This window comes from Aequorivita echinoideorum (assembly GCF_018476645.1).
GTDB classification, from domain to species: domain Bacteria; phylum Bacteroidota; class Bacteroidia; order Flavobacteriales; family Flavobacteriaceae; genus Aequorivita; species Aequorivita echinoideorum.
This window is the reverse complement of the sequence record NZ_JAHCTB010000002.1, coordinates 44,504-56,287: the sequence shown is the minus strand read 5'-3', so window position 1 is coordinate 56,287 and position 11,784 is coordinate 44,504. Positions and strand designations below refer to the sequence as shown.

At 38.8% G+C, this 11,784-nt stretch carries 13 protein-coding genes; 10 read left to right on the top strand and 3 right to left on the bottom strand.

What is annotated here, in order from left to right; all coding sequences use genetic code 11:
• Positions 1-8 precede the first annotated feature (8 nt).
• Both KIV10_RS03905 and purH read right to left on the bottom strand, forming a co-directional pair.
• Positions 9-1,037: a rod shape-determining protein gene (locus KIV10_RS03905; RefSeq protein WP_214112196.1), complete on the bottom strand. Its 1,029-nt coding sequence runs from the start codon at positions 1,035-1,037 to the stop codon at positions 9-11.
• Between the two features lie 64 nt (positions 1,038-1,101).
• The gene (gene purH / locus KIV10_RS03900) at positions 1,102-2,649 is read right to left on the bottom strand and encodes a bifunctional phosphoribosylaminoimidazolecarboxamide formyltransferase/IMP cyclohydrolase (RefSeq protein WP_214112195.1); all 1,548 of its coding nucleotides are present in this window, start codon (positions 2,647-2,649) and stop codon (positions 1,102-1,104) included.
• Positions 2,650-2,863: 214 nt separating this feature from the next.
• Between purH and KIV10_RS03895 the strand changes: the two genes are divergently transcribed.
• Complete coding sequence (locus KIV10_RS03895) at positions 2,864-4,120, top strand: ABC transporter permease (protein ID WP_214112194.1); 1,257 nt, start codon at positions 2,864-2,866, stop codon at positions 4,118-4,120.
• Positions 4,121-4,240: 120 nt separating this feature from the next.
• Here KIV10_RS03895 and KIV10_RS03890 read toward each other — a convergent pair whose 3' ends face one another.
• A complete protein-coding gene (locus KIV10_RS03890; RefSeq protein WP_214112193.1) occupies positions 4,241-4,696 on the bottom strand; it encodes a GAF domain-containing protein in 456 nt (151 codons plus the stop codon).
• A 97-nt stretch (positions 4,697-4,793) separates the two neighbouring features.
• Between KIV10_RS03890 and xrtF the strand changes: the two genes are divergently transcribed.
• From xrtF to KIV10_RS03845, 9 genes are all read left to right on the top strand, one after another.
• Positions 4,794-5,342 carry an exosortase family protein XrtF gene (xrtF, locus tag KIV10_RS03885; RefSeq protein WP_214112192.1) on the top strand — a complete coding sequence of 183 codons (549 nt, stop codon included), beginning with the start codon at positions 4,794-4,796 and terminating at the stop codon, positions 5,340-5,342.
• On the top strand, positions 5,343-5,771 hold the full coding sequence (locus tag KIV10_RS03880; RefSeq protein ID WP_214112191.1) for an exosortase F system-associated membrane protein: 429 nt from the start codon (positions 5,343-5,345) through the stop codon (positions 5,769-5,771).
• 40 nt (positions 5,772-5,811) lie between these two features.
• The gene (locus KIV10_RS03875; RefSeq protein ID WP_214112190.1) at positions 5,812-6,354 is read left to right on the top strand and encodes a DUF3347 domain-containing protein; all 543 of its coding nucleotides are present in this window, start codon (positions 5,812-5,814) and stop codon (positions 6,352-6,354) included.
• Between the two features lie 110 nt (positions 6,355-6,464).
• Positions 6,465-6,905: a lipoprotein gene (locus KIV10_RS03870; protein WP_214112189.1), complete on the top strand. Its 441-nt coding sequence runs from the start codon at positions 6,465-6,467 to the stop codon at positions 6,903-6,905.
• Between the two features lie 69 nt (positions 6,906-6,974).
• The gene (locus KIV10_RS03865) at positions 6,975-7,388 is read left to right on the top strand and encodes an HYC_CC_PP family protein (RefSeq protein WP_214112188.1); all 414 of its coding nucleotides are present in this window, start codon (positions 6,975-6,977) and stop codon (positions 7,386-7,388) included.
• A gap of 84 nt (positions 7,389-7,472) precedes the next feature.
• On the top strand, positions 7,473-8,210 hold the full coding sequence (locus KIV10_RS03860; RefSeq protein WP_214112187.1) for a heavy-metal-associated domain-containing protein: 738 nt from the start codon (positions 7,473-7,475) through the stop codon (positions 8,208-8,210).
• Positions 8,207-10,444: a TonB-dependent receptor gene (locus tag KIV10_RS03855; RefSeq protein ID WP_214112186.1), complete on the top strand. Its 2,238-nt coding sequence runs from the start codon at positions 8,207-8,209 to the stop codon at positions 10,442-10,444. The genes KIV10_RS03860 and KIV10_RS03855 overlap by 4 nt, the downstream gene beginning before the upstream one ends.
• Before the next feature lie 21 nt (positions 10,445-10,465).
• Positions 10,466-10,822 (top strand): heavy-metal-associated domain-containing protein, encoded by a 357-nt coding sequence (locus KIV10_RS03850; RefSeq protein ID WP_214112185.1) that lies wholly within the window; start codon positions 10,466-10,468, stop codon positions 10,820-10,822.
• Between the two features lie 295 nt (positions 10,823-11,117).
• Complete coding sequence (locus KIV10_RS03845; RefSeq protein ID WP_214112184.1) at positions 11,118-11,651, top strand: hypothetical protein; 534 nt, start codon at positions 11,118-11,120, stop codon at positions 11,649-11,651.
• Positions 11,652-11,784 lie beyond the last annotated feature (133 nt).

Sequence of the window (11,784 nt, the reverse complement as noted above, 5' to 3'; positions counted from 1 at the left end):
AAAATCTTTTATTTAATAAGAACGCTTTTGAATTTATTCAAGTTTTTCAAGCATATTCCCGTACCGCGCACAACGGCCCGCAAAGGATCTTCGGCAATATAAACTGGCAGGTCAGTCTTTTGCGAAAGCCTTTTATCCAGACCACGAAGCATGGAACCGCCCCCGGCAAGGTAAATTCCTGTATTGTAAATATCTGCCGCAAGTTCTGGCGGGGTTTGCGAAAGGGTTTCCATAACCGCGTCCTCAATTCTAAGGATGGATTTATCGAGCGCTTTCGCTATTTCTCTATAAGAAGTTTGCACCTGTTTCGGTTTTCCGGTAAGCAAATCACGCCCTTGAACGTCCATTTCATCTGGCGGCAGTTCAAGATCTTCGGTTGCAGCACCGATTTGAATTTTTATTTTTTCAGCAGTTCTCTCGCCTACATATAGGTTGTGCTGGGTGCGCATATAATAAACAATGTCATTCGTAAAAACATCCCCGGCAATTTTTATGGACTTATCACAAACAATTCCCCCAAGGGCAATTACGGCAATTTCAGTGGTTCCACCGCCTATGTCCACAACCATATTTCCCTTCGGCTGCATAATATCAACCCCAATACCAATGGCGGCTGCCATGGGTTCGTGGATCAAATACACTTCCTTTCCGTTAACGCGTTCGGCACTTTCCTTTACCGCGCGCATTTCCACTTCGGTAATTCCGCTGGGAATACAGACCACCATCCGTAATGAAGGTTTCAGCCATTTCTTTTTCAACGCGGGTATGTCACTGATAAACATGTTTATCATTTTTTCACTCGCATCAAAATCTGCAATTACCCCATCTTTAAGAGGACGAATGGTTTTAATGTTTTCATGGGTTTTTCCCTGCATCATCGCGGCCTCGCGTCCCACGGCAATTATTTTTCCGGAGGTTCTGTCCCGTGCAACAATGGACGGTGCGTCCACCACAACTTTATCATTGTGGATAATCAGCGTATTTGCGGTACCAAGGTCAATGGCTATTTCTTCAGTTAGGAAGTCAAAAAATCCCATAGTGTAAGTTGGTGGTATTGAAAGTTAACGTGTTAAGTTTGGTTTTAAACAAATGTAATAAATTTTAGTGCTTAAAATGGCGCGTTCCGGTAAATACCATCGCCATTTTATGCGCGTTGCAATAATCGATGCTCAATTGATCCTTAATGGAGCCACCGGGCTGAATGACTGCGGCAATCCCAGCATTGTCAGCAATTTCCACACAGTCCGGAAATGGGAAAAAAGCATCGCTCGCCATGACGGCGCCTTTTAAATCAAATTCAAATGAAGTGGCCTTTTCAATGGCTTGGCTCAATGCGTCCACGCGGCTGGTCTGGCCCGTTCCGCTGGCAAGCAGTTGTTTTCCCTTTGCCAAAACAATGGTGTTGCTTTTTGTGTTTTTGCAAATTTTTGATGCAAACAACAAATCTTCTAACTCCTGTGCGGTAGGTTTATTGTCCGTAGCTTGGGTTAAGTGGGATTGGGCATCTGTCACGTTGTCCTTGTCTTGTACCAAAACACCGTTTAAACAAGTGCGTACCGTAGTTTCGGGAAGGTTAGTTTTCTTTTGAACCAACAAAATCCGGTTCTTTTTGCTTTCTAAAATATTTTGGGCCTTTGCAGAAAATGAAGGGGCGATAACCACTTCGCAGAAAAGGTCGTTGATTTCATTTGCGGTGGCTTCATCAATTTCTGTATTGCTGATTAAAATCCCTCCAAAAGCTGAAACAGGATCTCCCGCAAGCGCTGCCAAATATGCTTCCTGCACCGTGCTTCGCTGAGCGACACCACAGGCGTTGTTGTGTTTCAATATTGCGAAGGTTGGTGCTTCGCCTTCAAATTCAGCCATTAAATTTACTGCGGCATCAACATCGAGCAAGTTATTGTAGCTCAGTTCCTTTCCGTGAAGCTTCGTGAACATTTCATCAAAATTTCCGAAGAAATAACCCTTTTGGTGCGGGTTTTCGCCGTAACGCAATTCCTGTTTTGGTAATTCGGCAAAATTTTCAAAGCCTTTGAAGGTTGAATTATTTCCTTCTTCAGAATTGAAGTAATTGAAAATCGCGGTATCGTAGCTAGAAGAAACGTTGAAAGATTTTGCGGCAAAACGTTTGCGGTCATTCAATGAAATGTACCCATTGTTTGCTGAAATCAGTTCCAAAAATTCTGCATAATCGTCCACCGAGGAAACGCAAATGGTATCCTTAAAATTCTTCGCAGCTGCACGGATCAGTGAAATTCCGCCGATGTCAATTTTTTCAATAATATCTGCTTCCGAAGCGCCCGATGCTACTGTTTTTTCAAAAGGGTACAAATCCACTATCACGGCGTCAATTTGCGGAATATTGTATTGTGCCATTTCAGCTATGTCGCTGTGGTTATCCTGCCTGTTCAAAATTCCACCGAAAACCTTTGGGTGCAATGTTTTTACCCGACCGCCCAAAATACTGGGGTAATCTGTAACGTCTTCAACGGCAATAACCTCAATTCCAAGGTCATTGATGAATTTTTCAGTCCCGCCGGTTGAATAAATTTTAACGTTTTGCTCGTTCAGTTTTCGTACTATCGGCTCAAGCCCGTCTTTGCTGAAAACAGAAATTAGGGCCGAAGTGATTTTTTTGGAATTGTCCATTTTAAAAAATTAAGGTGCAAAAGTACATAATTGAATAGTAAATTTGTAACATAACAACAGAGAAAACGTCATACGTTTTATATTTTTAATCGACGTTTTTGTGATTCAAAATTCAAAGTTCAAAGTTCAAAGTTCAAGGTTTAACCCTTTGAATGCACTCGAGGTGGCAGATTAAAAATCAAAAAAATCGTAAATCGTAAATCAAAAATTGTAAATGCTCATCTACCTTCGTGTTTTAAAGGAAAGTTTCAATTTTGCAATTAATGCGCTGAAAAACAATAAGCTGCGTACCTTTCTTTCCTTGGTGGGTGTAACCATTGGAATTTTTTCGATTATCGCTGTGCTTGCGGCGGTAGATTCACTTAAAAAGGAGATTGAGGGGAGTATGAGCGGTTTGGATAACAGCACGATTATAATTATGCGATTTTCCTTTGGCCCCACGGACGTTCCCCGATGGAAAGTTGAACAATTTCCAGATGTAACTTATGAGGAATATCAATATCTGGAACGAAGCGTGCCGAATCTGGAAGCCGCTACTTTTACGCTCAACGTGCCCAATGAAAATATAAAATACGAAGACAATCAAGTAGATAATGTACCTATTGGCGCGGTAACGGACAGCTATTATTACATTGAAGCGTTGAAACTTTCCGAAGGTAGATTTTTTAACGGAGCGGAATCTAACAGCGGTTCCATGGTCGTGGTGCTGGGGGACGAAATTGCCAATCAGCTTTTTGGCGGAGCCGAAAATGCCATTGGAAAGGAAGTTCGGATTTACGGGAGAAAGTTTAATGTAATTGGGGTTTTGGAAAAAGAAGGAGCCGGACTTTTTGGGAATTCAAAAGACACCTCAGTTTGGATACCGGTGAATGTGGTACGCAGAATTTATGGCGATAACAATAAAAGTACCTTTCCGCAAATTGTAATAAAACCTGAAAAGGGCGTGGACAATGCCGAATTTATTGCCATGCTTACACAACAGCTTCGGTTGAAACGCGGATTAAAAACGGATGAAACAAGTACATTCTTTGTAAACCAACTACAAGGTTTCGCCGATTTAATTGATAATATTACAGGGAGTATGAATGTGATAGGGCTAATTATCAGCGGATTTTCACTCTTGGTTGGCGGTTTCGGGATTGCAAATATTATGTTTGTGAGCGTAAAGGAACGAACCAATTTAATAGGAATTCAAAAATCGCTTGGTGCGAAAAATAAATTCATTTTGTTCCAATTTTTATTTGAAGCGGTAATCTTGGCGGTAATAGGTGGATTGATTGGTCTTTTCCTGGTTTTTATCGTCTCTATTCTGGCTTCACAATTTACCGGAGATTTTCAGTTTGTGCTTTCTCCGTGGAATATGTTTGTGGGAACCGCAATTTCAGCGATCATCGGTTTGATTTCTGGAATACTCCCGGCAATTTCAGCTTCAAAACTGGATCCTGTAGAGGCAATTAGAACGGGAATGTAATTTGGCTTAGTAAATTCCAAAAAACAAATACCAAATTCCAAATACTTCCCTTTATTTGGGATTTGGAATTTAAAATATTGGAATTTGGGAAGAAGTTGCTTCTAAAATTTCTCCGAAATACTAAAGTATTGTTGCGACTTCTTCATTAACCCATTCCAGAAAACGTTCGTCCTCAACAGAAAAAGGATTTGCCGTGTGCGAATCGATATCGATTTGACCAATATTCTTACCGTCCTTAAAAAGCGGAACAACTATTTCGGCTTTCACGTACATACTGCAAGCAATATAATTGTCCTGTGCCTTTACGTCTGGCACTACAAAGTTTTCATTGGAAACTGCAACCTGCCCACAAATTCCTTTTCCGAATGGGATAACCGTATGGTCTGTTTCTTCCCCCGCAAACGCTTTTAGATGAAGTGTTTTCTTAGCTTCATTGGCAAAGTAAAAACCCACCCAGTCATAGTAACCAATGGAGCTCTGCAATAGTTCGCAAACATTGGTGAGCCTTTGGTCCACGGTTTCGCTAGTGTTTGAAAGTATGGTTTTTACTATAGGTTTCAGTTGGGTAAACGGCATCTTTATTGAGAAATTTTTGGTTTGGGTAAAAGTATTTCAAAAGCGTAACATACGCCAAAGTTAATTCCTGTATTTTTGTTAAAAACCCAAAAATCCGTTGAAGGAACTTTTCAGAAAATACAAAACGGTAGTGCGCTTTGTCCTCTTGTTTTTAGGGACTTATCTCGTGCTAAGTTTATTGTATGGATTGTATTTGAAACTTTCGGAAGGGGGTGAATATTTCCCAGATTTTATTACAAATTTAGTGGCGAGACAGACCACTTCAATTCTTTCGGGATTAGGCTATCAAAGCACGCTGATTTCCGAAGGACCGGTTCCCAAACTTTTAATAAATTTCAACGGCAGAAATATTGCCGAAATTATTGAAGGATGCAATTCCGTAAGCATCATCATTTTATTTATTTCCTTTGTTATTTCCTTTGCGGAAAAATTCAAAAAAACATTTTTGTTCATTTTTTCCGGCGCGGTCCTCATATATATAGTAAATGTTTTGCGGATTGTCATTCTTGTAATTGCGCTATATCATTATCCCGAACAGGAAAATCTATTGCATTCAGTTGTTTTCCCGGGAATTATTTATGGAATGGTTTTTCTGCTCTGGATGCTCTGGGTGAAAATGCTGAGTCCCAAACCCACCAAATCTTAAATGGAAAAAGCTCTAAGAATAATATTGTTGGTGTTGCTTTTTGGAACGCTGGTGTTGGTGCGTGCGTTTGAGGATTCACTTTTTTACGATCCGCTACTTAATTTTTTCAAAAGTGATTCTGACCAAAAACCGCTCCCCGAAATGGATACCTTCGCATTACAGGCCAACATCGCGTTTCGGTTTTTGATCAACACCCTCATTTCACTGGCCATCATTTTCGTCATTTTCCGCGAAAGGGGTATTGTAAAACTATCGGCTGTGCTCTATGCCTGGTTGTTTGCTATTCTTTTTCTCGCTTTTAGTTTTATCATATTCACTTCAGAAGAAGTTGGCACACATATGCTGCTGTTTTACGTACGCAGATTTCTTATACAGCCCATTTTGCTTTTGGTGCTGTTGCCTGCTTTTTATTTTCAGAAGAAAAATTAGCATATATTTTTGATACCTTTACGGCATAAAATTTTATAGAATGAAAAAAATCACGCTATTATTTTTCGCTTGCACGCTTGCATTTTTCAACTCTTGTAAGGAAAATCCAAAAGATTCGGACCCTGAAGTAGTAACGATAGAAAATGACGGTGCCGAAAAGCATGAAATTGCAAAATCCAACGCTAAGTTCAAAGATGAACAGGTCGCTCAGATTTTTGATCAGTACTTACAGGTGGAAGGTGCGCTGGTAAATACGGATGAGACTATGGCAGCCAAGGAATCTTCAAAATTATTGGAAATTATTACCGAGGTGGATGATGATCCTACAACCGTAAGGGCGCTAGAAACTATGGCAAACACAGATGATGTGGAAATACAACGTCTTAATTTTGTAAAATTGACCGTGGCAATGGAAGATATTCTTGCAGATGCGCTTGAATCTGGCGCGGTTTACAAGCAATACTGCCCAATGGCTTTCAATAATACGGGTGCTTACTGGCTAAGCAGCAGTAAAGATATTTTGAATCCATATTTTGGCGATAAAATGCTAAAATGCGGTAGGGTAGAAGCTGAGCTCAATTGATTTAATAAAAGCTTTTCCTTCAACAGAAAGGCTTTTTTGTATTTTTACGCTTCATTATTAGACCAATAAATTCCATTAACTATTTTGTTTAAATATTTAATTATTAATTAATGAAAAAACTAATCTATATTTTATTTGCAATGTTAGTAATTGCTGGTTGCAATAATGGTAAAAAAGAAGAATTGAGAAACGAAAATGAATCTTCTAAAATGAATGAAGTCGTCGCTGTTCATGACGAATTAATGCCAAAAATGAGTACCGTTGGCGAGTTGCAGGGGAAACTCCGCGCCCAAATTGATTCCATCAACCCTGACAGTACAAAGGTAGCGGTACTTGGTGAATTAAAAGCTGCCAATGAAAATATGATGGAATGGATGAAAAGTTTTGGAAGGGATTTTACTTTTGAAGAAATAAATAAGGATGAAAAACTATCACCAGAGAAAGAACAATTATTATCCAAATACGAAAAAAGTGTTTCTGAACTTAAAGAACAAATGAATGCGGCCATAAGAAACGCTGAAACGATTATTGAAAAATCCGAAAATAATTAGGACGTTATATCCTTCGCAGAAAAGTCTTCTTTTTTCCGGGAAGGCTTTTTTTGTATTTTTGCTTTTTATATGAAACAAGTAATTTCCTTTTCACTCGCCATTTTGCTTCTGCTTAGCAGCACTGGCATTGGCTATGCGCAGCATTTTTGCGGAGGCCTAAAAATGGATGCGGAAATTGCTTTTGTAGAAAAATCGCTTTCGTGCGGTATGGATATGGAAACCCACCCGTGCGATGATGAAAAAACAATCGCGGAGGGTCATTTGTGCTGTGAAAACCAATTTACCCAAATAAATACAGACGATAGCTTTGCAAAAGCTTCCTTGGATTTTAAATTCGACAATACTTTTGTCGCGGCTTTTGTATCTGTTTTCGTTTTAGCTGAAGTTGAATTATTTACAACAAGCCGCAATATCTTTGCGGAATACAATCCGCCTCCCATAGATAAAGACATTCCCGTTCTTTATCAATCCTTTTTAATTTGATTTAAATCTGCTTTTGCAGATAGCTTAGATTTTAACTCCAAATTTTCTTTGGAGTGCTATTCTTTATAAATCAAATTGAAAAAAATGAAACACACATATAATATTAGCGGAATGACGTGCAATGGATGCCGGACTTCCGTGGAAAATAAACTTTCAGAAATTGATGGAATAACAAGCGTTTCGGTGAATTTGGAAAAAGCCGAAGCGGAGGTTGTAATGAAAGAGCATATTTCTTTGAAAACACTTCAAAATGCACTTCCGCCGAAATATTCCATTTCAGAAAAAAGGGAAACGAATATTTTTTCTTCTTCGGAAAATGTAATGCAAACCCACGAGCAATCAAAGTTTCAGCAGTTGAAACCTTTGTTTTTGATTTTTCTTTACATTTTTATCGCTTCGGTTTTATTGAATTTTAAAACTTGGAACGGTTCAGCTTTTATGCTGGATTTTATGGGACTTTTTTACATAGTTTTCAGCTTTTTTAAAATGCTGGATTTAAAAGGTTTTCCGGAATCCTTCCGAATGTATGATCCGCTTGCAAAGGTTTTTCCGCCCTACGCTGTAGTATATCCATTTATTGAAACAGCATTGGGACTCATGTTTTTGATGCGTTTTCAAATTGAAATCGCATTAATTGCAACTATCATAATTCTGGGGATTACAACAATTGGAGTTACGCAGACTTTGCTCAGCAAAAAGAAAATTAAGTGTGCGTGTCTGGGTACGGCCCTCAATTTGCCTATGACGGAAGCAACTTTTATTGAAAACAGCATTATGCTTTTTATGGCGATTTTGATGCTTTTGAAATTATACTTCTTATGAAAAAGTTATTTCAATTGTTATTTTTATTGCCAGCTTTTCTTTCCGCACAAGAAACTTTGAAGGGCGTTGTGCTAGAAGCGAATACTGAAAATGCTGAAATTCCGCTGGGCGGCGCAAATGTGTATTGGTTAAATACTTCAGTGGGAACCGTAACGGATTTCAACGGAAATTTTGAAATTCCTTATAAAAAAGAATTCAAAAAATTGGTAATCAGTTTTATTGGTTACCAAACCGATACGTTGCAAATTAATTCAATTAAGTTTGTAAAACATTCCCTGAAACCAACAGCGAATTTGGATGAGGTCACGGTAAGATCACGTCAAAAGGCTAGCTCCCGTTCGTTTTTGGAATCCCAAAATGTTATCAACGTAAGCAGTGGCGAATTGCTAAAAGCAGCCTGTTGCAATCTTGCGGAAAGTTTTGAAACAAACCCCAGTATAGATGTGAATTTTGCCGATGCGGTTTCTGGAACGCGACAAATAAAAATGCTCGGTCTTTCCAGTCCATATATTTTGATAACTACTGAAAATGTGCCGAGTATTCGTGGTGCGTCGCAGGCGTATGGGTTAAGTTTTATTCCCGGAACTTGGGTGGAAAGTATTCAAATTACAAAGGGCGCGGGAAGCGTGGTGAATGGGTACGAAAGTATTGCCGGACAAATAAATGCTGAACTTCAAAAACCGTTGACGGACGACAAAATTTTTGTGAATGCCTACGGCTCCGGTAACGGCAGGTTTGAGCTGAACACACACCTTAACAATAAAGTATCCGAGCGTTGGTCAACGGGATTGTACATCCATGGCAATCTTCGTGAAACAGAATTTGATAAAAACGGGGATACCTTTCTGGACGCACCACTTATGAACCAAATAAATGTAATGAACCGCTGGCAGTACGTAGATCAGGAAAACGGCTACGTAGGATTTGTAAATGTGAGGTATATGAATGACGAAAAACGAAATGGACAAACATTTTTCAATCCAAATACAGATCGCGGCACCACCAATGTCTGGGGAAGTGAAATAAAAACGCAACGTTTTGATGCATCGGGGAAATTTGGATACGTAAATCCTGAACTTCCTTGGCGCACTACCGGTGTGCAGGTTGCGTACAGCCATCACGATCAAGAATCCTATTTTGGGCTCAATGATTACAACATTCAACATACTAGTCTTTATGCCAATGTGCTTTATAATTCTATCATCAGCGATTCACGCCACAAGATAAAAACCGGTTTGAGCGCAACGTATGATGGCTATGAGGAATTGGTCTATTCTGAAAATTTTAATCGTATTGAAAATTCCATCGGGGCATTTTTCGAATATAATTTTGACAACCTGGGCGATTTGAATTTTTCTGCCGGAATTCGGGCAGATGTCCATAATCGGTTGGGGACATTTATTACCCCGCGCCTGCACGTGCGCTATACACCTTGGGAAAAATCCGCATTCCGACTTTCTGCTGGAAGGGGAAAAAGAAGCGCCAATATTTTTGCGGAAAATCAACAGTTTTTCGCCTCTTCCAGAAACCTGAATATTCTTGGCAGTGGTGGCGCTATTTACGGATTGGATCCCGAAATTGCTTGGAACTACGGCGTTTCGTATCTTCAGGGTTTCAATCTTTTCACTCGTAAGGCAGATTTTATTGTTGATTTTTACAGAACGGATTTTGCGAACCAAGTGGTGGTAGATTGGGAAAATCCGCAACAGATCAATTTTTATAATTTAGAAGGTGAGAGCTATGCAAATAATTTTCAAACCGAATTTAACTATAACGCCTTTGAACATTTTGACATGAGATTGGCGTACAAATATTATGATGTGCAAACCACCTATCTGGATGGCAAAAAGCAAAAGCCATTAACGCCAAACCATCGTTTTTTTGCCAATGCTTCCTATGAAACGCAATTCAGTGATGCGGGGAGAAATTGGAAATTTGATGCTACGTTCAATTACTTGGGTGAACAACGTTTTCCTTCAAATGAAGGATATTTGAAGACTATAGGTCTTTCAGAATTTTCACCCAGCGTTTCAACATTGAACGCCCAAATTACAAGAGTGTTCTCCCCGAATTTTGAAGTGTACATAGGTGGCGAAAATATCACGAATACCAAACAGGATAATCCCATAATAGGAAATGAAGACCCATTTGGCTCAACTTTTGATTCTACGTATGTTTACGGGCCCATTTTTGGAAGTATGTATTATGCCGGGCTTCGCTATCGAATAAATTGATATTTAAAAAAAAACAGAAATATGAAAAAATTGATTTTTGTCTTAATGATTACAATATTTGGCGCCACTGGTTTTGCCCAGAATAAAAATGCCAAAGCAACGATTGAGGTTGATGGTGTTTGCGGAATGTGCAAGGATCGTATTGAAAAGGCATCCATAAAAACCAAAGGTGTAAAATCTGCATCGTGGGACGTGAAAACGCACCAATTGGATTTAATTTATAATGAAGGAAAAACAGATTTAGCCAAAATCCAACAGAGCATTGCGGATAGCGGTCATGATACCGAAGATATAAAAGCTAAGGAGGAAGTTTATGCTAAAATTGATGATTGCTGTAAGTATAGGGATGAGAATGTGGTTAACGACCACAAAGATTAAACTTACCTATAAGTTTTTTAGTTAAATTATAGCTAATGAGTGGATAACGAGTGGCAATCCCGTTCTAACTTTATTGTATTAATAAAAAAAATAAAATAGTTATGCCACAAGAAAAGAAAAACAGCAAACCGCAACCTGCTAAAGGCCCACAAGCCAAAAAACAGGATGACAACAAGGCACCAAAAGCTGCTCCTAAGAAGAAGTAGTTTTTCGGAAGGTTTATTAGATTAAACCGTGAAAACCATTCCAAAATGTTTTGGAATGGTTTTTTTATTTTTACTGAAAAATTAAAAAAATGAAACAAATATTAGGAATAGGCTCCCGCATAAACCATCCAACGCATGGAAAGGGAGTAGTTACCAATGTGACCTCAAAAATGTATTGGATAACATTTATTGAAAATGGATTGGAAACAATCTCACCGGATGAGGATTTTGAAATCATTGAAGCATCAGAAGATGAAGTGGATACGGTAAGTTTTGCAGAGGTGGAAAAAAGCCTGCGCGACATTTTAAGAAAATGGAATGGTATAAGCGAAGTTGTACCTATGGCGGATAAATGGAAAGGTGGCACTATAGTATTGCGGCCAAATGATAAAAACCTGGCAACTAAGGAAATTCCAATAGACACCTTTTTTCATAAAATTGTAATGCTGCGGGACCGGCTTAGGGTAATGGAGCAAAAAATCAATTCCAGTAAAGAACTTGCCGAGCAGGATAAAATTGATCTTCAGCAATACATAACACGTTGTTATGGTAGCCTAACCACTTTTAATATACTTTTTAAAAACTCTTCCCAGAATTTCAAAGGAGAGGGTTCTAAAGATTGATTTCCTCATAATGCTAAACTTTAACTTATTATAAAATGACGTATTAAGTTTTATATCAATAAGCTGAAGCAAAACATTATTAGAACAATAAAATTATTTATAAGTTGCGAGGAGCTGTTTTAAGTTAATTTCA